Raw genomic sequence first — 21,490 nt, forward strand, 5'->3', positions numbered from 1 at the left:
TTCACTGGAGAAAGATAAGGTTTTTTATGCCGACAATCCTGGAAATATATCGGCACCTGGGGCAGGAGTATTGTCTTGATAGCTGGTGGCCGGCGCAAAGCCCTTTTGAGGTGGCGGTCGGGGCTTTTCTGACCCAGAATACCAACTGGCATAATGTCGAGAAGGCGCTGGCAAATCTCAGAGAGGCCGAGGCTCTGGATTTAGCGCTGCTGGCGGATATGCCTCTGGCGCAACTGGAACAGCTGATCCGCCCATCCGGCTTTTTTCGCCAGAAAGCCCAGCGCCTGCAGCATTTCTGTCGTTATGTCCTGGATCAGCACGGTGGATCCCTCGAAGATCTGCTGCAACGCGATCTTGAACAAACCCGTAACGAGCTTCTGACCCTCTCCGGTATCGGCCCGGAAACGGCAGATTCGATCCTGCTCTACGCCGGTCAGCGCCCATCCTTTGTCGTCGACAGCTATACCCGGCGCTTTTTTGGGCGTTTGGGGCTGCTGACCGGCACAGAAAACTATGATGATATCCGTACTCTGTTCATGGCAGAAGTGAACCGGGAGGTTCCCCTCTATCAGCACTATCATGCCCTGATTGTGACCCATTGCAAGGAGCGTTGCCGAAAATCCCCCCTGTGCTCAGCCTGTTTTTTTAAAGATATCTGTGATTATGCCACTCAGGCGGCTTGAACAATTCCGGTTTCTGCGCTAAGCTCCCGCTGTTTTAAGCTTTTTTTGCCTTGTCTGGATACTGACCGATGGATCATCTGTTGTTTCTGTTGAAAAAAATCCTGGGAGATTTTCTCACCCCGGTTCCCTTAACCCTGTTATTGCTGCTGCTGGCGGTTCCTTCCCTGCTGCGTCGTAAAAACCGCTGGTTTGGAATTCTTTGCGTGGTTGTTGCTACCACCCTGTTGTTTGTCAGTAGTTACGCGCCCTTGAATAACCGCTGGCTAGCTGATCTGGAAACACGCTACCCGGCCTACGAACAGGGCAGTGGCGCACCGGATTACATTGCGGTTCTCGGCAGTTGGCACCAGACGGTAGCTGATCAGCCTCTGACCAGTGAGTTGAGTGCATCTGCTATTGTGCGGCTGGCGGAAGGCATGCGTATTTATCGGTTAAATCCCGGCAGCCGCCTGATCTTTACCGGTTATCAGGGTATTAACGCCGATCCGGTGGCCTATCCGGAAAAACTTAAGGAACTGGCCCTTGCTCTGGGTGTTCCCGATCAAGATATCCTGACCTTTGTCGGTCCGCGCGATACCGCCGAAGAAGCACAATTGATAGCGGAACTGTTTGCTGATGCAGAGTTGGTGCTGGTGACCTCAGCGACCCATATGCCGCGTTCCATGGAACTGTTTCGCGGCGCCGGGCTTGATCCCACTCCGGCGCCGACCGGGCACTTCAGCAAGCCGACCCGGCGGTTATGGAGATTCCCCGACGGAGAAGCTCTGGCCCGCACTGATGCTTTGATTCATGAGCATCTGGGGATGTTGTGGGCGCGGCTGATGGGACAAAGTGCGCAGGAGTAGGCTGGACAACACTATTATATCAGGGCATTTCAAGCCCCGTGGAGAGACAACTCATGGACTATAAAGACACCCTCAATTTACCTGTCACCGATTTTCCCATGCGCGCCAATCTGCCGGTGCGTGAGCCGGAAATCCTCGCCCAGTGGCAGCAGGCCGATCTCAATCGCCAGCTCGAAGAGGCCAATAGCGGCAAGCAGAAATTTATCCTGCATGATGGCCCCCCTTATGCCAACGGCCATATCCACATGGGCCACGCCCTGAACAAGGTGCTCAAGGATATCATCGTCAAGAGCAAGCGGATGGAAGGGTTCCATACTCCCTACGTCCCCGGCTGGGATTGTCACGGTTTGCCGATTGAGCTGATGGTTGATAAAAAGCTCGGCAAAAAGAAGCGCGAGATGAGCAAAACCGAATTTCGCCGCGAATGCCGTGAATATGCCAAGGTGTGGGTTGCCACCCAGTCAGAGGAATTCCAGCGCCTGGGGATTTTTGGTAATTGGGCCGACCCTTACCTGACCATGACCACCGGCTATGAAGCAACCACCGCCCGTGAGCTTGCACGTCTGGCCGAACGCGGTTCCCTGTTTAAAGGGAAAAAGCCGATTCACTGGTGTGCCTCCTGTGTCACCGCTCTGGCTGAAGCCGAAGTCGAGTACGCCGACCACAGCTCCCCTTCGATCTATGTCAAATTCCCCTATGCTGATGCCTTGCCGAAGTCGTTGGCGCAGCTGACCGATAAACCCTTGAGTTTTGTCATCTGGACGACAACTCCCTGGACCATTCCCGCCAATCTTGGCATCAGCCTGAATCCGGAGCTGCCCTATGTGGTGATTGACACGGGGACGGACTACCTGGTGGTTGCCGAAGGATTGCGCGAAAAGGTAGAAGCCGCCCTTGGCCTCGAAGGTGCCCGGGTCGTTGCGCCTCTTGACGCGGCGGAGTTCGATCAAAAAAATTGCCGTCATCCCCTCTATCAGCGCAATTCCCTGATCATGCTTGGTGATCATGTTACTCTCGAAGCCGGAACCGGTTGTGTTCATACCGCTCCCGGGCACGGTCATGATGACTATGTGATCGGCCTTAAGTACGGCCTGGAGATCTACAATCCGGTGGATGATTATGGCCGCTACCGCGAAGAACTGGGGCTGTTCGGCGGTATGAAGCTGACTGAGGCCAACCGCGCGGTCAACGATAAGCTCCTTGACGTTGGGGCGCTGTTGCATGAGAGTGACCTCAGCCACAGCTATCCTCACTGCTGGCGCTGTAAAAAGCCGGTTATTTTTCGCGCCACCGAGCAATGGTTCATCAGCATGGAACACAACAACCTGCGTCACAAGGCTCTCGCAGCGATTGAGCAGGTCGAGTGGATTCCGGCCTGGGGGCGTGACCGCATCTATAATATGATTGAAGCCCGTCCCGACTGGTGTGTCAGTCGGCAGCGCAGTTGGGGGGTGCCGATCACCATCATGTATTGTGAGAAATGTGGCGAAGCCCTCAACGATGGTGCCATCATGCACCATATCGCCGACCAGTTTGACGAGGCGGGCAGTGATGTCTGGTTCGAGAAGGACGCCGCCGAACTGCTCCCGGCCGACACCCGCTGTCCGGCTTGCAACCATGACCGCTTCACCAAGGAAACCGACATCCTCGATGTCTGGTTTGATTCCGGCGTGTCCCATGCGGCTGTTTGTGAGTTGCGGGATGAGCTTCACAGCCCCGCCGATCTCTACCTCGAAGGGTCAGATCAGCACCGCGGCTGGTTTCACTCCAGCTTGCTGGAATCGGTTGGTACCAGAGATTGCGCCCCCTACAAGGCGGTACTGACCCACGGTTTTGTGCTCGACAAGGCCGGACGCCCCATGTCCAAGTCGATGGGCAATGTCATTGCTCCGGATGAAATCATCAAGAAGTACGGTGCTGAGATTCTGCGCCTGTGGGTCGCCGCCACTGACTATCGCGACGATATCCGTCTCGGCGATGAAACCCTGCAACGCTTGTCCGACGCCTATCGGCGCATCCGTAATACCGCCCGTTATCTGCTCGGTAACCTGAACAACTTTAACCCTGCCGCCGATCAGGTTGATTCATCACAGCTGCTGGAGCTGGATCGTTGGGCCTTGTCACGACTGGTCCGGTTGACCCAGCGGGTGCGTCAGGCTTATGAGCGTTACGAGTTTCATACGCTCTATCATGCCGTCCACAATTTCTGCAGTATCGATTTAAGTGCTTTTTATCTTGATATCTTAAAAGATCGTCTGTACGCCAGTGCCCCGTCGAGCATCGAATACCGCAGCGCCCGGACCACCTTGTACCGTATTGTTGAGACACTGACCCGGTTGATCGCGCCGGTCTTGAGCTTTACCGCTGATGAAATCTGGCAACGCCTGCCCGGTGAACGGCCGGTCAGTGTTCATCTGGCATCTTTTCCCGAGGTTGCCACGGCGGATCTGGATGATGCCCTGGAAGCCACCTACGAGCGGCTGCTCAAGGTGCGTAACGAGGTCTCACGCCAGTTGGAAAAGGCGCGAACGGAAAAACTGATTGGCCAGTCGTTGGAGGCCAAGGTCGTGCTTCAGGTTCCCGCTGAATATCGTGAATTACTGAGCCAGTATCTGCCGCTGTTGCCGGCCTATTTCATTGTATCGCAAGTGGCATTGACTCATGACACGCTTGAGGTCGAGGCCTCTCCCCAGGTGCCGGGACTCAAAGTGCAGGTTGTTGCCGCCGAGGGCAGTAAATGTGAACGCTGCTGGAATTATGCCACCAGTGTCGGTGATCATGCCGAGCATCCAAGCCTTTGCTCGCGCTGTGTCGCGGCCCTGGCGGCGGAGTGAAATGAAAAAATACAGTATCTTCTGCGGTATCGCCTTGGTTGTGCTGATTCTTGATCAGCTCACCAAGGTCTATTTTGAGCGTAACTACACCCTTGGGCAATTCAAGGTGCTGATCGAGAATCACCTCTACCTGACCCATGTGCGCAACCCCGGTGCCGCCTTTGGCATTCTCGCCGACAGCCCCTGGCGCTTGCCGTTTTTCTTGACCGTAGCATTGATTGCGGTGGTGGGGATCCTCTGGTACCTGCGGAGCCTGCCGGCGACGGCCAGGGGGATGCACTTCTCCCTCGGGCTGATTTTCGGCGGTGCGATTGGCAACGTTATTGACCGCATCCGTCTGGGCGAGGTGGTCGACTTTATCGGCGTCCACTGGTATCAGTACCATTGGCCGGCTTTTAATGTGGCTGACAGTGCGATCAGTGTCGGCGTTGCGATCCTGCTTATTGTTTCACTGCAGGAAGAGTTGGCGCAAAGGCGTCAGCGCAACGCAACCCCTCAGGATTGATCGTTTCAGCAGCCGGAATCTGCCACGGGTTCCGGTTTTTTCACCCAACACTCATGTACCAGCAGTGATACCAGCAGTACCCCACCTCCAATGCTTAAACGTATCAGATCAGCATCACGATTCCAGATCAACAGGTTGACAATCAGCCCGGCGGGAATCAGCGCATTGTTCATGATCGCCAGGGTGCCGGCATCCACCAGGGTAGCCCCCTTGTTCCAGAGAAAATACCCCAGTCCCGAAGCAATCACTCCCAGGTAAACCAGTATTCCCCATTGCAGATGGGTTGTCGGTAACTTGTCCATGTTGCCAAAGGCCAGCCACAGGACCAGGGTCACCGCCAGGGCGCCGAGGTAAAAATAACCGAACAGATAACGTTGCGGCAGGTTCGTCGCCGTTCTTTCAATCAATGTCTTGTAGCCAACCTGCCCCAGGGCAAAGCAGAGATTAGCCCCCTGAACCACCAGGAATCCAGCAAAAACCTGACTTTCCACCGGACTGTAACGGATGATCGCCGCGCCGATAACGGCCAGCAACGCAGTTAGCAGGTAGCCCAGGCGGAAACGCCGCTTCAGCAAATCATGGATCAGGGTGACATAGATGGGGGTTAAAATAGTGAAGATCAGTACTTCGGGGACGCTGAGCAGGGTAAACGAGTGGAAGTAAAAAACATACATCAGCCCCAGCTGAATCGCGCCCAGAGCCATCAATTGACCGGCGAGTTTAAGCGGGATCGGTCGCAGCAGGGGGAGAAACACCAGGGCCGCCAGCGCCACGCGCATAAATACAGAAAAGTAGGAATCGACCTGACCGGCCAGATAAACGCCGATAAGACTGAAAGAAAAAGCCCAGAGCAGGGTAATGCCGACAAGATAAACCATCATGAACCCCTTGTTTATGTTGATGTGGAAAAAACAGGGGGACGATACTCAAACATGTCACACTAGTCAACCCATAAACTGGAATAGGGTTTACTAGTAGGGTTAGCCTGAGGCTGAGGGCGGGTTGCCTGGTTGTGTAAGCTGTTGCAGCAAGTTTCTTTTGCCTGTTACGCCACATTTGTCGCAAATCCGTTTCATGTAGGTTTTGACGGTGGATTCAGCAATGTCGAGTTCTGAGGCAATCTCTTTATAGGTGGTGCCTTTCAGGCTCTGGGTCAGTACCAGAAGCTCGCGCTCGGACAGCAGCAGGCGCAGATGATCGGGAATATAAATCTCATCCGTACTGTTTGGGGCCGCTTCGAGGGGATCGATTGCGGTCGGTCGATCGGGGGGAATCTCGGTCTCTGCCGTGGGGTGGCGGCGATGCAGCAGGTACAAGGACAGTACCGCCAGGTTCAGAAAAAGATGGCCGAACATGGCTACTGTTCCGGCACTGCCTGAGAGTAAATCACCGAGAATCTGCCCGCCATAGATGCCGAGACACAGGGTCGCCAGGCCGATACCAAAGGCCCGTAGCGGGTCGCTAAAGCGCAACAAAAACGCCAGCAGGAACAGGTCAATGAACCCTTGCCCCGCCTGCATGATGAACAGGCTGAGGGTCACGGCCGCAGCATGTTCCCATTGCAGTACAATAAATGCTCCCATCCCTAAAACCACGCCCAAAATCAGCGGAATCTCGCGGTTGATCCGCCCCAGAAAGACCGCTGCAATCACCGCCACCATATAAAAAGGCAACTCCACCCCACCCGGTACGTCCAATTGTTGATACGCGGGATAAATGACGCTGTACATCAGGCCGCTGACGACATGAAAAATCAGGATAAAAGGGAGGTAGTGGCTGAGCTTGAGGCTGTTGTCGACCGGGACCGGGTGCTGTTCTCCGGTCGGCACTAACAGCAGGAATAGAGGCAGGGTTGCCAGGGCAAACAGCGGCAACCCTGCTGCCGGAAGCCGAAAAACAACAAATAACGCCAGATTCGCCAGAATCAATCCGCCGCCAGCACTGACCAGGGGGGATGGAGAACAGTGCAAGCGCTTACAGGCCCCGAGCGCAACAAAGGCGCCACTAAAACTGAGCAATACCAGCAGCAGTTTGCCCAATTCCGGCACCAGCGGCAGCAACAGACAAAAAGCCGGAGTCAGGACGGTGGCAATAGGAGCCAGACGGGTGAAAAGTTGCCGGGAAAAGGACGTGCCAATGGTTACCAGCGCCAGCACATGGGGCAAGAGAAACCAGCGCATGGAATCATCAATACCAATCCCCGCAATCAACGGACCATTCATCGGCACCGCCAGCAGCCAAAAGACAAAGGCGGCGAAGGACAGGGTCGGTAACAGAGGGGATAATTTGGACATTATTTAGTGGCTTTTGTTAAAAGTTTGTTATTTCAATGGCTTGGCAGAATATTGATATTTTCAAATAGTATAGGGAAGCAAAAATAAATGCAAGGTTTACAAAAAGTCGACTTTTTAAGAGCAACAACATTTGGTAGTTGTTAGAAAAATTTCAGATTCAAGTTCCGGTGTTGGGCAGTTTTTCCATCCGACCACGCATGTCATTTGTTTTCCGAATGAGTGGGGTTGGTTGCCAGGTTTCTGAGTTTTATAAAAGTAAGGAAAGGGGTTTCAGATGAGGTGTTTCAGATTGTTAGCAGGGATTTGCGTTTTGCTATCGGCGCTATTTGTTTTTTCTTCAACCGCGCTGGCTATTCCTTCTCCATTTGCCGGAGGTGATGGCTCTTTCGATCATCCCTTTGAGATAGCAACGGTCGAGCAGCTTGATGCCGTGCGCCTTAACCTCGACAGTCACTTTATCCTGATTGCGGATATCGATTTGGATGTCGCGCCCTATAATACGGGGGAAGGGTGGGAGCCCATCGGAGCTAACGCCGCACGCTTCACTGGCCATTTCAACGGTAATGGACATGTTATTTCCAATCTTTTTATTGTCAGGCCTAGTACCCCTAATAACGAAGGGGTTGGTTTGTTTGGTTATACCCAAGGGGCAAATATCTCAAATATCGGGCTGGTCAATGTCAATGTCAGGGGCAATAGAAATGTAGGTGGGCTGGTGGGTTATGCGGTGCTGGGTTCTGTAATTTCTACTTCTCATGCCACTGGCAGCGTGCAAGGTGTTGAGGACGTGGGTGGCCTGGTTGGCCGGACGGATGGAGAGATTAATCTGTCTTTTGCCACGGGCGCGGTCAAGAGTGGGGGGCGCGTTGGCGGTTTGGTTGGATATGCCTTAAAGTCCACCAACATTACCCAATCTTATGCCACCGGCACGGTCTCTGGCACATTAAGTGCCATTGGTGGACTCATTGGACGATTGGACGGTAAGGTCTCTTCCTCTTATGCAACGGGTAAGGTTACGGGAGGCAATACCGTCGGCGGCTTGGTGGGTGATCTCGACGCCGAAGATGCTAAAATTGACGCATCCTATGCTACCGGTGATGTCAACGGAAATTTGCGTATCGGTGGACTGGTGGGAACCGCGAGCCAGTCTTCCATCGTAGATTCCTACGCGTCAGGTGCTGTGACTGGCGATGAAGAAGTAGGCGGACTTGTCGGTGAACTCAGTGGCGTGAGTGGGGCTGATATGGTCAAAAACTCCTACGCTACAGGCGTGGTGGTTTCGGCAGGCCCCCATGTTGGCGGTCTGATTGGAAAACTCTCGAATGCAACAATTGTTGCCTCATATTACAACAGCGATACTAACGATAAGGATGACAGCGGCAAAGGAGAGCCTAAAACCACCGCTGAACTGCAACAGGCAGTGACCTTCACGGGCTGGGATTTTAATGCGACCTGGAATATCGTCGAAGCGGCGACTTTGCCCTATTTGGACTGGCAGAAACATTTCGTGTTTGGCGCTGCCCAAGTATGGCTCGTTGAAAAAGAGGGGGACATCCAGGCGGGGCATGTCGTAGAGCCTGACCCTGACGCTGCGCAAACCCGCGTGCAAAGCACCATCACCGATGAAAACTCAAACTCGACAGGCATTGAAGAACTTCATGGCGGCTGGATGGCGGTGACGCGTGCAGGCTTTAGTGAAGTGCGAGCGGTTGCGATCACCGATGGCGACGGTGAAAGCCGCACCTGGTTTGAGATCAAAGATGGTGACGCCTGGGAGAGAGCCTTTTCCACCCTGGCGCGGGATATCGACACGTTCGAGGCGGGCAATCAGATTGTCATCGAGGAAGATGCAACCGATGGTCTGCAAATCCGTATCAAAACCCAGGTTACCCGCGAAATTCGCTTCTGATAAGGAGAATTTATATGCCTAAAAAATCTGTTTTTCTGATCCTTGTGGTCCTCGGTGGTCTGTTCTGGCTCGCCGGCTGCGGCAGTAGCAATCGTAGCAGCGCGGCGCAAGACGGCGTTATTGTGATGCAACTCAATGAAGAATATGAACTCTATGACGGCGATGTGCTTAAACCCACCGATGACGAGACGCAGATCGCCGTGCGCCATGTTTTTGAGGACGATCAAAGATATGTCACCCTGCTGGCCGGGAGTGCGACATTAATTCTGGGAGACGGCGTCCGCTAATAATTTTACTGCTTATTACGACTCTTTCGTAGCTGGTAACTCATCCCCTCTCCGTGAGGGACAGGGTTGGGGAGAGGGGCGAGGCCGACGCTAAAAAAGCGTCGGCCTTTTTTTTGAACAGCCAAGTGTTATCCGGAAAACAAGTTTTTCTCAGCGTTTACGCTGTTGGAGAATAGTGTCCAACCGATTGGCAAACACTTGGCGGTCCTTGGCGGTTAACGCTGCCGGGCCGCCGGTTTCAACTCCGCTGTTGCGCAGGCTTTCCATAAAATCACGAACATTGAGCCGGGCGCGGACATTCTCCTCGGTATAGAGTTCACCGCGCGGATCAAGGGCGACGGCGCCCTTGGCGACCACTTCGGCGGCCAGGGGGATGTCGGCGGTCACCACCAGATCACCTGTGCTTAAGCGTTTGACGATCTCGTTGTCGGCGACATCGCTGCCGGCGGCAACCAGCACGAAGGAGATGTCTGGAGAAGACGGAATGCGCATGCCGTGATTGGCCACCAGGGTCAACTTCAGACCGGTGCGCTGGGCGGCACGAAACAAAATTTCCTTGATCGTCGCTGGACAGGCGTCGGCATCAACCCAGATATGCATCAGTTATACTCTTCATTCGCTATCCAAGAACCCTCGCCCTCATCCAGCCATAAAAAATCTGCATCTTCCAACGTGACCTGATGACGGGTCAGGCGTCCGGCGACTTCCGGTAGCAGGACCAGATAGTCTTTGTAGCCAACATCAGCCATCTGCGTTGGTATGCCATATTTCCAGGCGTGGCCATTGCCGGCCAGGACGATGGCGGTTTGCTTGGGGTTGTTCTGAATATAGCGGGACATATAACCTGCCATGGCTTTATCCCACACCAGTTGCGCTTCGCAGAAGTTAAGAAAATCGAAGCTGCCATGACCGTGGCTCCCAACGGCGCGACGGATAAAATCTTCATATGTGGCATCGACACTGCAGGTCATGCCACCAAGAAAACTGACCTGCTCCTGGTCTAATGACGAAAAACCGCTAATTGCCACCTGGCGGGTGATGCTGCGCGGCAGGTTGATGCCGACCATGGGAATCTGCTGTTGGCGGGCATAGCTAAAAATTGGCTCATAGAGCGACCACCACCCCCAATTGCGTTGGTAAATCTGCCGAAACTCTTCGACACTGCTGGTACCGGCTATCCAGTCATCCAGCGCCTGCTGATCTTCAGCCTGAAACATCTCCAGACCGATGGCGACTTCTTGTTGTTTGGCAAGGGTACGAATTACTTCGAGCTGCATCTGATGGTGTCCGGCATGATCATGTTGTTCACCGATAAAAACCACGCGGGTTTGTTCGAGTTTCTCGACCAGCTGCCGGAAATCGAGTATTTCTCCCGTAGCGACATGAAGTATATGGGGATGGGCTGACGCTGAAATAACCTGGAACCACAAGATGATGGTGATCAGTAACAACATACGGACAGAACGCATGGTCATCCTCCACGTGATTATTTGAGTCTGGATCCTATTGTGCGTTGCACTCATGTGCGGGGTCAAGGGAGCGGCCAATCAGCCGCCGTTGATCTTAAAGATGCGCACCTCGGCAGCGTAATAGGCCAGACCGGTTTCGCCATCGGTCAGGCGGCCGGGAACCGCACTGTTGCAGAAGCCATCGAGCATGGGCAGGTTTTTCCAGCACATCAGGGTGCCCGCACGCACCTCATCCGTGATCAGGGCCTGAGCGCTGAAGGCGCCGCAATCCCCTTCGACGCGCAGGTGATCGCCGCTTGCTATTTCCTTTTGTTCGGCATCCAGGGGGTTGATGTGAATAACCTGAAGACCTTCTTCCTGTCCGTTCATTATCTGCGAATTCAGGTAGTCAAGGTGCGAGGCGGTCAGTAATCGAAAATCCTTCATCTCTTGTGGCCAGTGCAGATCAAGGCTTTGTGTTTGGTATTTGCGTGGTGCTGGTGCTGGTGCGCGCAAATTCTCTTCAGGGGTGCGGATCAGCGGAATGTTGAGCTTTTTTGCCAGGGCGTGGGCCGCCTGCATGTCACTGAGCTCATCAGTAAGGGCGGGGCGCGAATAATGGTGGGGGAAAAAGTAGCTGCCCTGAAAATCTGCTTGCGCGAACATGCCACCGACCTTAAGGAAAAAGTCAGCATAGGTAGCCGTTGTTGTCATATTCGTATCGACTACCAGGGTGGGGGTGCGGTTCAGAGCGCGAATCCAGAGGTTACTGTCGGCATAGGTTACTACCGGATTGACGGCAATGTTGACAAACAGATCGAATTCTCCTGCTGCGAGACGTACTGTTATCTCATCCAGGGAAAGTTCCTTACTGAAACGCACCGGGTGTGGCTGCCAGCGGCGTTTGGATTTATGACCGTAGTAGAGACGTTCTTCCCCTGCCGTAAAGTGAACCAGGCGGTTGATCCAGCGCATGGCGTTCATACCGTTTTCCTGGCGCTGCAGTCCCATGCCCTGGATATGGGCGACCTTTTTGTGGCGCAAACGGTCGAGCAGCAGGGCGAAGTCTTCGTGAGCTACTCCCGCAGTTTCAAGAAGCTGAGGGATCGGGTAGTCCCGTTCATGCCCCAGCTCCGTCAGCAGAGCACAGGCGAGCAGACCATCACAGGCCGGCTGAATCTGAATGAAGTAATCGGCAAGGCTGACAGTGGCAGTTCTGACTGGATCAATCAGAATGATTTCACTGCCCGATTTTTTCAGCTTTTTCAGATAGCTGTACAGATGGGGTGAGGTGACCGCAGCATTTTTGCCGTACAGAATAATGGTTTCGGCCTCGGCAAGATGGGTGACACAAGGGTTGCTGACGCAGCCGAAGTCCAGCCTGTGGGCTTTGCCACCGGTGGCATTGCAGGGATCGCTGTTGACCGTGACACAATGGGGAAAGGCGGCGAACAGCTGATCCCAGTAACCCATGTTGTAGCCCAGACTGCCGGATCCGCGCAGGTAGAGGATGTTTTTGTTACGGTAAGGGGCCAGCCACTTGGCAAGAGCACCCAGACCGTCGGCGGTATCAGGGAAATGCTGTATGTCGTCCCCGGTTTTTTGCCACGACCGCAGACCGTTGTTGATTTCACGGGTGGCGAAATCTTTGAATTTTGAACAGATAAAGCCGGGAGAACTCCACGGTTGGGGTTCGGCCCGGTAACTGATCATGTTTTCTTCACTGTGAATATCCATCCCACAGAGATCCGGACAGTCTTTGCTGCAGAAAAAATTCATGGTCTGGGCCCTTTGGCTGTGATTGACAAGAATGATCGTAACTATCATGCACCGGGTCGGGGATCCTATGGCAAGGGACGCTTTTCGTCATCCATGACCGCTTGTTGTCGCCATCCATGGCGACAAACACCCTTGCCACAGGAACCCCGACCCTGCGCAAGGACTGGGCTGAACAGATACGAATGATATCTCATTTTAACGGAGCTACTTTAGCAGGAGCCCCTGATTGAAGCAATTCACTATGGTTGGATTGTTGGGCTGGCGCTCAATCGATATAAACCGAATGGGTCAATTGCTGAATATTCTTGAAGCTGACGCTTAAACCCGTGCCTGTCAAAATACTGACCATGGTTGAGAGAGTCTTCCCTATAAGCTCGTTTTAGTTTTTGTAAAAATAAAAATACCAATAAAAATAGTAGGATAAGAGTGATTCCGGCGGATTGGCATGATTCTCGCCATTGATCCTCGCTGATGTGCTTTGACCATTGCCGGAGGAACGCATGACCCCATTGTTGACCTGGAAAAAAATTATTGGCGTTGGCCTGTTTCTGTTGTTGTTCTTTCTGAGTCTGGTGCTGCCGGCCAAAGCTGCAACGACGGTTAGTGGGATTCAGAAGCAGGAAGACCCAAGTCGCACCCGGGTGACCGTTATGCTGTCGCAACCAACGGACTTCAGCGTTGATTCATCAGGTCAACGAATCGATCTTCTTCTCGCCGGGGCGAGTTCGGACTCGACTCTGCAAGCCCTGCCCGAGGATGGTACCGTCGTGCGCATGACCCTGATCCGCCGTCATAACGATCTGCTGGTTTCCATGTTGATGCGGCGTCCGCCACTGCGTGTGAGTGCTGAGGCGCTGAACAATCCGGCCCGGATCGTCCTGGATATTGAATGGATTGGTGATGACGCGGCCCGTCCAGGGATCGCTTTTCGTATGACCGATGTCCCTTCCCGCCGTGGCGGCACGGTCGCCCTGCACCTGCAGCAGCAATCACCCTGGGAAGACAACTGGCTGGCGTTTTTCCGCGATTATCGTAGCGACTGGGACATTCGTATCCCCCAGCGCCTGACTCCCCCGCCACCACTGGATGCCGCCACCGACAGCGCCTTGTTGCCATTACAGCAACTTGCAGATGAAGGGATGTTTTTAAGTCTGCTCCAGAGCGGTATGGCGTTCCAGGGTGTGAATGCTGAAGAAAGACGTCAGCGCGATCTGATGATGGGGGATGCTTATTTACGCACAGGATCTTATGCCGCCGGATTAGCGCGTTTGGGGGCGCTGAGGGATCTAGGTGGCGATGAGCAAATCCGTGTCGATTATTTGACAGCGTGGGGAGAGGCTGCGCGTGATAATGCCATCGGTGCCCTGCTCCATCTGCAAATCCATCTGACCGATGTGTCCGAGGATCATCCTCTCGCCGGGCCGATACGTCTGCTTCACGCCGAAGCGGCGCTGGCTGCGTCCCAGCATCAACTGGCGCTTGATCTGTTGCGGGAGGAGGGATTGTCCTGGCCTGACCAGCTGGAAGAGGTTCGCCGGATTCGCCTGGCTGATGCCCTGGCTGGATTGTCAGAGCGTAGTCGTGCCCTGAGCACCTACCGGGAATTGGCTGACGAACCGTTATTGTGCGAATTTTATTACGCATCCTGCCAGCGCGCCGCCCACGCGGCATTCCAGACCCGGGATTTTGAATTCTCCCGTCGCCTTTATCAACCCCTGGCATTGGCCTTTAGCCGTGAACAGGGTGCCGATATGATCCATTTCGCTGCCGCTGCCGCAGTTTTTGAGGCCGGTGATCCGGACTGGGGGTGGATCGGGCTGGAGCGTACAACCCAGGATTACCCGCGCAGCGAAGGGGGAGATCGGGCCGCCTTGCGTTTGCTCGATATCCGGATGATGAATGCTCAAGAGACGACCATTGCTGCCATGGCCGGTGAATATGAGGCCATCGGAAAACGTTCGCAGATCCGCACCTTACGTGAAGAGGCTTTTTTCAAAGAAATCCTGGTGTGGTTTCTGGCCGCTGACCATCAAACCAGTGTTAACCGCCTGATGCGTTTTCGCCGCGATTTTGCCGGCTCACCACTGCGGCGCGAAGCCAATATTCTGCTAAGCCAACAATTACCGATTGTCGTTGAGCAGCTGCTTGATCAAGGGAACGATCTGCAGGCGGTGGTCCTGGTGGAACAGAATCGCGAATTGTTGCTGGCCAGTGGTTATGACCGGGCTTTTCTTAATAATCTGGTGCGGGCATTTAATCGTCTTGGTCTTTATGAGCGTTCATCGCGGGTGCTGCTCTACCTGTTTAACCAAAGTGCCGGAACCCCGGACCAGAAAGATGTTTTTCTACCGCTGGCGCAAAGCTTCATGCAGCGTGATCAGTATCTGGCGGCCGGCGACTATGCCCACCAGTATTTAAGTCAATACCCTGACGGAGCTGATGCCGGCGCCTTGTTTGTGCTGTTGATCGACAGCCTGGAACGGCAGGGACTGGACGCTGAGATCAGTCAAAGGATTCAGCACCGTGACCGTCCGGATACCCCGGAAGCCAATCTGCGCGTCGCCGCTATTCACTGGCAACAGGATGACTTTGCCGCGGTCGTCAACAACCTCGAACGAGCTGCCGCCGTTCAGTCGTTATTACCACGCGAGCAAGCCCGACTGGCCGAATCCTATTACCGGCTGGGTAACGTACCCTCGTCATTGCGACTCTATCAAGGTCTGGTTGATGATCCCGATTTTTCATCCCAGGCGCGTTACCGCAGCGCCCAGATGCTGCTTCAGCGAGGTCAACGGCCGGCGGCTTTAGCGCAGTTGCAGGCCCTGATTGGTGATGATGCCAACAGCGCCTGGGGAAAGTTGGCGCGGGATTTGCTCATACAGCTGGAACGCTGAAATTTTTACCCAAGTGTCAAAAAACAGTCAGGAGTGACCCATGAAAATAACTGATCGTACCCTTGCGGTTCTTGAAAAGAGTCTCGATCTGCGTGCCCGGAACCAGCAGGTGATTGCGGGCAACATGGCCAACGCCGACACCCCTGGATACAGTGCCCGCAAGCTGAGTTTTGAGGACGATCTGCAGCAGGCCATCAAGCGCCCGGAAATGAACACCAAGCCGGCACACGCCCGTCACCTCCCGGTCAACGGTGCCAGCCTTAACCAGATTCAGGGGCGTATTCACCGTAATGTCGATACCAGCGACATTGGTGACGGTAATACCGTCTCCCTTGATGAAGAGATGTTTTCTCTGGCGGAGAACCAGCTGCTCTATGAAGCCGGCACCCAAATTTTAAAGAAGAAGTTGACGATGCTCAAGTACGCCGTGTCGGATGGTCGATAAGGCGCTAAGGAGGTTTTATGGATCTGTTCAACAGTATGAAAATCAGCTCATCGGCATTAAAAGCGCAACGCACCCGGCTTAATGCCATCAGTTCCAATCTGGCCAATATTGAAACCACCCGCACCCCGGATGGTGGCCCCTATCGCAAGCGTGAAGTAGTGTTTCAGAGTACCCAGCAAGACTTTGCCGCTACCCTCGATAACCGGATGCGCGATGCGGCTCATGCGGTGCGCGTGTCCCATATTCAGGCCAGCGATCGCCCCCCCCGGTTGGTGTATGACCCGTCCCACCCGGATGCAGACGAAAACGGCACGGTGGCCATGCCTGACATCAGCCTGGTTGAGGAGACGGCCGACATGATGTCGGCATCGCGGGCCTACGAGGCCAATGTCACCGTGGTCAAGGCGGCAAAAAGAATGGCTCTTAAAGCCCTGGATATCGGACGTTGAGGTGAATGATGAAACATATTACGGATGTCACACTCGCAACCCAACTCAAAAGCCTGGCGCACCCACGGACCGCACCGGTTCAACAGATTGGTGACAAGTTTGCCGAGGCCCTGAAGGCTTCTATTGCCGGAGTGAATCAGGCGCAGATAACGGCCGACCGCGCTGCTGAAAATATTGTCGCCGGGGATACCAAAAACCTCCATGAAGCGATGATCCGCCTGGAAGAGGCAGATATTTCGTTACGCATGATGGTTCAGGTGCGCAATAAGGCGGTTGAGGCCTATCAGGAAGTGATGCGCATGCAGGTCTAGGTTGGATAAAGTTTCGGTAGTGGGTAGTGGGTAGTGGGTAGTGGGTAGTGGGTAGTGGGTCGTGGGTCGTGGGTCGTGGTTGGGAAAAGCGAGTTCATTGTTTGGTCAAGAACCAGTGAAAAAGGAGCAAGTCGATGGCTGAGGACAAACCGGCTTTGATCGGTACCAGTGATGAAGGCGCCGCCGCCGGCAGCAACAAAAAACAAACCTTCATCGATGTGATTGCCGCCTGGTCGATGGCGCGTAAACTCAGCCTGGTCGGGGTTGCGGTGGTCAGCATGTTGCTCTTCAGCCTGATCATTATGCAGGCGCGGGTGGCTGATTACAGTCTGCTGTTTGCCAATCTTCCCAGTCGTGATGCGGCCGAGGTGGTGCAATGGCTGAAGGATCGCAAGATTCCCTATCGTCTGGAAGGTAACGGTACCATGATCATGATCCCCGCCGATCAGGTTTATGAGGCACGGCTCGAGTTGGCCGGTTCCGGACTGGCCGATGGCGGGGTCGGCTTTGAAATTTTTGACAAGCAGAGCTTCGGCATGACCGACTTCACCCAGAAGGTCAACTACCGCCGCGCTCTGCAGGGGGAATTGACCCGCACCATCACCTCCCTGGCACCGGTGGAAGCGGCGCGGATCCATCTCGCCCTGCCGGAAAAACGCCTGTTTCGTGAACAGCAGCAACCTGCTACTGCTTCGGTCATTGTCAAGCTGGTCGCCGGCCGCACCTTGCGCGATACCCAGGTCCAGGGGATCGTTCATCTGGTATCCGGTAGTGTCGAAGGACTTGAACCGGAACATGTCACCGTCGTCGATTCCAATGGCCGTACCCTGTCCAACAATCGCAACGATGAAATGCCCGGGCCCATGACGCCGGGAATGCTGAGCTACCAGCAAACCATGGAGAGTCGTCTGGAACATCGCGCCCAGACCTTGTTGGACCGCGCTCTCGGGGTAGGCAATGCCCTGGTTAAAGTGAATGCCGGCATCGATTTTGATCAACGTGAGCGGGTTGAGGAAGCCTATGATCCACGGGGTACGGTGGTGGTAAGTGAACAGACCATGAATGAAGAAGGCGGCCGGCAGATCACCGGTGGTGTCCCCGGGGTTGTGGCCAATCTGGAAGAGGGTGGCGCCGGAGTAATGACCAATATCCCTTCCAGTCGGACCGAAGAAACCGTCAACTATGAATTGAGCAAGGTGGTCAGCAAGACGGTAGAATCTGTCGGAGCGGTGAAGAACCTGTCGGTTTCGGTGCTGGTGGCCGATCGAGTGACCCCTGGTGCTGATGGCGAAGCGCCGGTGACCACTCCGCGCAGTGCTAGAGAAATCCAGGAAATCGAACAGATGGTACGCACCGCCTTGGGCCTCAATGACGGCCGCGGTGATCTGATCTCAGTTGTTTCTATGCCCTTTGAAAGCACCTTTGGTGACATGACCCTGCCGCAACCCTCGATGGTGGATCGAGTCTACCCGTTGTTGCCCTTGATCCGTTATGGCCTGTTGGCGATTGCTGCATTGATGGTTTATCTGCTGTTCCTGAAGCCGTTGCTCCGCACCCTGCGGGGCGCCGGTGAGCAGACTGAACCGATGAAAACCGTCGAAGAGCTTGAAAATGAACTGCGTGGCCAATCTTCGACCCCGTTGTTGGGTGGCCCTGGCGATCCGCTGGCGCAAATCCGCCAGGAAGTGTTGGGCGGTGACATGTTCCCGGTCCAGGTGGTCAAAAACTGGTTGCGCCATGAGCCCGCTGAGTCCTGATCTGGTGTTGATCTGATTTTTTACAGGGAGAATCTGCAGTGAAAAAAACCAAACATCTGTCGGGTGCCAAAAAAGCGGCTTTGCTCCTGTTGTGTCTGGGCGAGGAAGCGACAGCACGCATTTTTGAAGCCCTCGATGACGCCGAAGTGCGCGAAATCAGCCGCTGCATGATGGAAATTGAGCACGTTGAACCCTCATTGGCGCGTGAAATTCTTGAAGAATACAAGAGTGCCCGCCATAACGATATCGGCGTGTATATCCGCGGCGAAGAATTTGCCAAGCATGCGATTTTAGGCGGTGCTGATAGCAACCGGGCCCAGCAACTGCTGGATCAGGTCTCGGCCGGGATCGAAGGGCGACCGCTGGAAACTATCTCCAAGATGCATCCGCGGATGGTCGCCGGCTTGCTTGAAAATGAACATCCCCAGACCATTGCCCTGATCCTGTCGACCCAGCGTGATGATCACGCCAGCCGGATCCTGGCGGAACTGTCGGAGGATCTGCGCGGTGAAGTGGTTTATCGGATCGGCAAGATCGATAATGTCTCGCCGGAAGTGATCAATCAGATCGAGGCGGCCCTGCAACGTGAGGTCGGAGTCATCGTCGGACACGATCACAAGCAGGTTGGAGGGATTGAGAAGGTGGTCGAGATCCTCGGTAAAATGGAAAAAGGGGCCGATCAGTATATCCTCACCAGTATTGAAGCGACCGATCCTGAAATGGCTGAAGAAATCCGTCGGCGCATGTTCACCTTCGAGGATCTGGTTGCCATCGATAGCCGCGGCATGCAGGCAGTATTGCGTGAGGTCAGCACCGACATGCTGACCCTGGCGCTGAAGACCGCCAGTGATGCGGTAAGAAACAAAATTTTTTCCAATATCTCCCAGCGTGCTGCCGACATGATTATGGAAGACCTTGAGGCTATGGGGCCACGCAAGTTGTCCGAGGTTGAAGCGATGCAGATGGAAGTGGTGAAGGTGGCCCTGAAGCTGGAAGAAGAGGGCACGATTGTCATCCCGGGCCGAGGTGGTGGTGGCGATGAGCTTGTCTAAAATCTATCGTGGAGCCGAAGCGGCTGACGTCAGAGAGTTTCATTTCAGCTCCTTTGGTGAGGACGGCGCGATTACCTCCGCGGCTCACGCTTTTGTCGTTGATCAGCCGGTAAAAGCCAAAGTCCCCGCCACCAGTTCGGCGCCTTCCTCGGCAGCGGCGGCCCTGACGAAAAAGGATGTTGACGAGGCCTATGCCCGTGGCCAACAAGATGCCATGAAGGCAGCCGCCGCCAGGCTGGAATCATCAGCCCAGGCGCTGGCTGCAACACTGAAGCAGGTTGACCAGTTGCGCGCCCAGATGGCCGAGAACAGCCGCGACGATATGTTGCGTCTGGTGATGGCGATTGCCGAGCAGATTATTCGGCGTGAGGTCAGTGTTCACGCCGATATTATCAATCAGGTGATTGCCGAAGCCCTGACCGTGTCGGTCCGTGCCGACCATTATCGTATCAAGGTCAATCCGGCTGATCTGGCCGCCGTCAACGAACACAAGCCCCTGTTTTTGGCAAGTATCAGTGGCCTGAAAAACCTGATGGTGGAGGCTGACCCGGCGGTGACTGCCGGCGGTTGTCAGATTGAGTCAGATCTCGGCACAGTGGATGCCACCCTGGAAACCCAGCTTGCCGCTATTCGTCAAGCCCTCCAGGAAACGATGACAGGAAACTCATGATCGATCTGGTCCAGCGGGTCAAAGCCGTCAACCCCTACAAGGTCAGTGGCAAGGTCATTCAGATCGTCGGACTGGTAGTGGAAGGCTATTGTCCATCGGCGACCGTCGGCACCTTGTGTGAGCTGTTACCTCATGACGGTGGTCCGGCGGTTCCAGCCGAAGTGGTTGGTTTTCGTGATTCCCGGGCATTGTTGATGCCCCTGGGGGAGTTGCGTGGCCTGGGGCCGGGCTCTCTCATTCAGGTGGTGCGCAGCAGCGCAACCCTGGCGGTAGGGGAGCAACTCCTCGGGCGGGTGCTGGATGCCCTCGGGCACCCACTGGATGAGATGCCGCTGCAACCCTGCGACAATGAATGCCCCCTGTACGCTCTGCCCGCCAGCCCGATGGCGCGAAAACCGATCGTCGCACCCCTCGACCTGGGGGTGCGGGCGATCAATTCTTTGTTGACCTGTGGTACCGGTCAGCGCATGGGGATTATGGCCGGTTCCGGGGTTGGTAAGAGTGTGCTGCTGGGTATGCTCGCCAAACATACCAAGGCCGACGTCAATGTGATCGCCCTGATTGGTGAACGTGGCCGCGAGGTGCGGGAATTTATCGAACGTGATCTGGGCCCTGAAGGATTGGCGCGCTCGGTGGTGGTGACGGCAACCTCCGACCAATCGCCGCTGTTGCGTATGCGTGGTGCCTTTGTCGCAACCACTATTGCCGAATATTTCTGCGCCCAGGGCAAGGATGTTCTGTTGCTGATGGATTCGGTCACCCGTTTTGCCATGGCCATGCGTGAAGTTGGCTTGGCCATCGGTGAGCCGCCAACCACCAAAGGTTACACCCCGTCGGTGTTTGCCACCCTGCCAAAATTGCTGGAACGCGCCGGCAATTTCAAGAACAAGGGGAGCATTACCGGTCTTTATACCGTGCTGGTGGAAGGGGATGACATGAACGAGCCGGTAGCTGACTCGGTACGTTCGATCCTTGATGGCCATATTGTTCTGTCACGCGATCTGGCAGCGCGCAACCATTTCCCCGCCATTGATGTGCTGACCTCGGCCAGCCGTGTCATGCGCGATATCGTCAGTAAGGAGCACCTGCAGTTGGCCGGTAACATGCGTGAGATTATGGCCGTCCATAAAGAGGCGGAAGACCTGATCAATATCGGTGCCTATGCCGAAGGCAGTAATAAAAAAATAGATTACGCCATCGGTCGTATTGAGGCCGTGAACGATTTTCTTCAGCAGGAAATGGATGAATCCTTTGATCTGCAAACGACCATCAAAGAGATGAACTCATTGGTTCTTGATCGGCGTAAAGCGCCGCGCGAAGGTTAGATC

At 54.8% G+C, this 21,490-nt stretch carries 19 protein-coding genes; 14 read left to right on the forward strand and 5 right to left on the reverse strand.

The window, feature by feature from the left end:
* The first annotated feature begins 26 nt into the window (after positions 1-26).
* The 4 genes from ICT70_RS06975 to lspA all read left to right on the forward strand — a co-directional run bounded on the left by ICT70_RS06975 (position 27) and on the right by lspA (position 4,867).
* Complete coding sequence (locus tag ICT70_RS06975; RefSeq protein ID WP_191154879.1) at positions 27-683, forward strand: endonuclease III domain-containing protein; 657 nt, start codon at positions 27-29, stop codon at positions 681-683.
* Positions 684-751: 68 nt separating this feature from the next.
* Complete coding sequence (locus ICT70_RS06980; protein ID WP_191154881.1) at positions 752-1,528, forward strand: ElyC/SanA/YdcF family protein; 777 nt, start codon at positions 752-754, stop codon at positions 1,526-1,528.
* Positions 1,529-1,581: 53 nt separating this feature from the next.
* A complete protein-coding gene (gene ileS / locus ICT70_RS06985) occupies positions 1,582-4,362 on the forward strand; it encodes an isoleucine--tRNA ligase (protein ID WP_191154883.1) in 2,781 nt (926 codons plus the stop codon).
* A 1-nt stretch (position 4,363) separates the two neighbouring features.
* Positions 4,364-4,867 carry a signal peptidase II gene (lspA, locus tag ICT70_RS06990; RefSeq protein WP_191154885.1) on the forward strand — a complete coding sequence of 168 codons (504 nt, stop codon included), beginning with the start codon at positions 4,364-4,366 and terminating at the stop codon, positions 4,865-4,867.
* 5 nt (positions 4,868-4,872) lie between these two features.
* Here lspA and ICT70_RS06995 read toward each other — a convergent pair whose 3' ends face one another.
* Both ICT70_RS06995 and ICT70_RS07000 read right to left on the reverse strand, forming a co-directional pair.
* Entirely contained in the window at positions 4,873-5,748 is an 876-nt protein-coding gene (locus ICT70_RS06995; RefSeq protein WP_224746883.1) for a carboxylate/amino acid/amine transporter, read from the reverse strand.
* Between the two features lie 99 nt (positions 5,749-5,847).
* Entirely contained in the window at positions 5,848-7,161 is a 1,314-nt protein-coding gene (locus ICT70_RS07000; RefSeq protein WP_191154887.1) for a helix-turn-helix transcriptional regulator, read from the reverse strand.
* Positions 7,162-7,450: 289 nt separating this feature from the next.
* Between ICT70_RS07000 and ICT70_RS07005 the strand changes: the two genes are divergently transcribed.
* Together ICT70_RS07005 and ICT70_RS07010 are read left to right on the forward strand one after the other, a co-directional pair.
* Complete coding sequence (locus ICT70_RS07005) at positions 7,451-9,070, forward strand: GLUG motif-containing protein (RefSeq protein ID WP_191154889.1); 1,620 nt, start codon at positions 7,451-7,453, stop codon at positions 9,068-9,070.
* 14 nt (positions 9,071-9,084) lie between these two features.
* Entirely contained in the window at positions 9,085-9,357 is a 273-nt protein-coding gene (locus ICT70_RS07010; protein WP_191154891.1) for a hypothetical protein, read from the forward strand.
* Positions 9,358-9,507: 150 nt separating this feature from the next.
* On the opposite strand, the gene ICT70_RS07015 is transcribed toward ICT70_RS07010, so the two are convergent.
* The 3 genes from ICT70_RS07015 to ICT70_RS07025 all read right to left on the reverse strand — a co-directional run bounded on the left by ICT70_RS07015 (position 9,508) and on the right by ICT70_RS07025 (position 12,632).
* Entirely contained in the window at positions 9,508-9,957 is a 450-nt protein-coding gene (locus tag ICT70_RS07015; protein ID WP_191154893.1) for a YaiI/YqxD family protein, read from the reverse strand.
* Complete coding sequence (locus tag ICT70_RS07020; RefSeq protein WP_191154895.1) at positions 9,957-10,826, reverse strand: ChaN family lipoprotein; 870 nt, start codon at positions 10,824-10,826, stop codon at positions 9,957-9,959. The genes ICT70_RS07015 and ICT70_RS07020 overlap by 1 nt, the downstream gene beginning before the upstream one ends.
* Before the next feature lie 78 nt (positions 10,827-10,904).
* Positions 10,905-12,632: a molybdopterin-dependent oxidoreductase gene (locus tag ICT70_RS07025; protein ID WP_224746884.1), complete on the reverse strand. Its 1,728-nt coding sequence runs from the start codon at positions 12,630-12,632 to the stop codon at positions 10,905-10,907.
* Between the two features lie 452 nt (positions 12,633-13,084).
* On the opposite strand from ICT70_RS07025, the gene ICT70_RS07030 reads away from it, so the two are divergent.
* From ICT70_RS07030 to fliI, 8 genes are all read left to right on the forward strand, one after another.
* Complete coding sequence (locus ICT70_RS07030) at positions 13,085-15,478, forward strand: tetratricopeptide repeat protein (RefSeq protein ID WP_191154901.1); 2,394 nt, start codon at positions 13,085-13,087, stop codon at positions 15,476-15,478.
* Positions 15,479-15,518: 40 nt separating this feature from the next.
* Positions 15,519-15,923 carry a flagellar basal body rod protein FlgB gene (flgB, locus tag ICT70_RS07035; protein WP_191154903.1) on the forward strand — a complete coding sequence of 135 codons (405 nt, stop codon included), beginning with the start codon at positions 15,519-15,521 and terminating at the stop codon, positions 15,921-15,923.
* A gap of 17 nt (positions 15,924-15,940) precedes the next feature.
* The gene (flgC, locus tag ICT70_RS07040) at positions 15,941-16,372 is read left to right on the forward strand and encodes a flagellar basal body rod protein FlgC (protein WP_191154905.1); all 432 of its coding nucleotides are present in this window, start codon (positions 15,941-15,943) and stop codon (positions 16,370-16,372) included.
* 5 nt (positions 16,373-16,377) lie between these two features.
* Positions 16,378-16,683: a flagellar hook-basal body complex protein FliE gene (fliE, locus tag ICT70_RS07045; protein WP_224746885.1), complete on the forward strand. Its 306-nt coding sequence runs from the start codon at positions 16,378-16,380 to the stop codon at positions 16,681-16,683.
* A 134-nt stretch (positions 16,684-16,817) separates the two neighbouring features.
* Positions 16,818-18,440 carry a flagellar basal-body MS-ring/collar protein FliF gene (fliF, locus tag ICT70_RS07050; RefSeq protein WP_191154907.1) on the forward strand — a complete coding sequence of 541 codons (1,623 nt, stop codon included), beginning with the start codon at positions 16,818-16,820 and terminating at the stop codon, positions 18,438-18,440.
* A 38-nt stretch (positions 18,441-18,478) separates the two neighbouring features.
* Positions 18,479-19,492: a flagellar motor switch protein FliG gene (gene fliG / locus ICT70_RS07055; RefSeq protein WP_191154909.1), complete on the forward strand. Its 1,014-nt coding sequence runs from the start codon at positions 18,479-18,481 to the stop codon at positions 19,490-19,492.
* Positions 19,479-20,162 (forward strand): FliH/SctL family protein, encoded by a 684-nt coding sequence (locus ICT70_RS07060; protein WP_191154911.1) that lies wholly within the window; start codon positions 19,479-19,481, stop codon positions 20,160-20,162. The genes fliG and ICT70_RS07060 overlap by 14 nt, the downstream gene beginning before the upstream one ends.
* Positions 20,159-21,487 carry a flagellar protein export ATPase FliI gene (fliI, locus tag ICT70_RS07065; protein ID WP_191154913.1) on the forward strand — a complete coding sequence of 443 codons (1,329 nt, stop codon included), beginning with the start codon at positions 20,159-20,161 and terminating at the stop codon, positions 21,485-21,487. The genes ICT70_RS07060 and fliI overlap by 4 nt, the downstream gene beginning before the upstream one ends.
* Positions 21,488-21,490: the final 3 nt, after the last annotated feature.

Origin of the sequence: Pelovirga terrestris (assembly GCF_014773365.1) — a bacterium.
Classification (GTDB): domain Bacteria; phylum Desulfobacterota; class Desulfuromonadia; order Desulfuromonadales; family Geopsychrobacteraceae; genus Pelovirga; species Pelovirga terrestris.

Excerpts from the sequence above, each read along its gene's own strand:
- ICT70_RS06975 (WP_191154879.1), top strand. The coding sequence starts at position 27 with ATGCCGACAATCCTGGAAATATATCGGCACCTGGGGCAGGAGTATTGT.
- ICT70_RS06980 (WP_191154881.1), top strand. The coding sequence starts at position 752 with ATGGATCATCTGTTGTTTCTGTTGAAAAAAATCCTGGGAGATTTTCTC.
- ileS (WP_191154883.1), top strand. The coding sequence starts at position 1,582 with ATGGACTATAAAGACACCCTCAATTTACCTGTCACCGATTTTCCCATG.
- lspA (WP_191154885.1), top strand. The coding sequence starts at position 4,364 with ATGAAAAAATACAGTATCTTCTGCGGTATCGCCTTGGTTGTGCTGATT.
- ICT70_RS06995 (WP_224746883.1), bottom strand. The coding sequence starts at position 5,748 with ATGATGGTTTATCTTGTCGGCATTACCCTGCTCTGGGCTTTTTCTTTC.
- ICT70_RS07000 (WP_191154887.1), bottom strand. The coding sequence starts at position 7,161 with ATGTCCAAATTATCCCCTCTGTTACCGACCCTGTCCTTCGCCGCCTTT.
- ICT70_RS07010 (WP_191154891.1), top strand. The coding sequence starts at position 9,085 with ATGCCTAAAAAATCTGTTTTTCTGATCCTTGTGGTCCTCGGTGGTCTG.
- ICT70_RS07015 (WP_191154893.1), bottom strand. The coding sequence starts at position 9,957 with ATGCATATCTGGGTTGATGCCGACGCCTGTCCAGCGACGATCAAGGAA.
- ICT70_RS07020 (WP_191154895.1), bottom strand. The coding sequence starts at position 10,826 with ATGCGTTCTGTCCGTATGTTGTTACTGATCACCATCATCTTGTGGTTC.
- ICT70_RS07025 (WP_224746884.1), bottom strand. The coding sequence starts at position 12,632 with ATGATAGTTACGATCATTCTTGTCAATCACAGCCAAAGGGCCCAGACC.
- ICT70_RS07030 (WP_191154901.1), top strand. The coding sequence starts at position 13,085 with ATGACCCCATTGTTGACCTGGAAAAAAATTATTGGCGTTGGCCTGTTT.
- flgB (WP_191154903.1), top strand. The coding sequence starts at position 15,519 with ATGAAAATAACTGATCGTACCCTTGCGGTTCTTGAAAAGAGTCTCGAT.
- flgC (WP_191154905.1), top strand. The coding sequence starts at position 15,941 with ATGGATCTGTTCAACAGTATGAAAATCAGCTCATCGGCATTAAAAGCG.
- fliE (WP_224746885.1), top strand. The coding sequence starts at position 16,378 with ATGATGAAACATATTACGGATGTCACACTCGCAACCCAACTCAAAAGC.
- fliF (WP_191154907.1), top strand. The coding sequence starts at position 16,818 with ATGGCTGAGGACAAACCGGCTTTGATCGGTACCAGTGATGAAGGCGCC.
- ICT70_RS07060 (WP_191154911.1), top strand. The coding sequence starts at position 19,479 with ATGAGCTTGTCTAAAATCTATCGTGGAGCCGAAGCGGCTGACGTCAGA.
- fliI (WP_191154913.1), top strand. The coding sequence starts at position 20,159 with ATGATCGATCTGGTCCAGCGGGTCAAAGCCGTCAACCCCTACAAGGTC.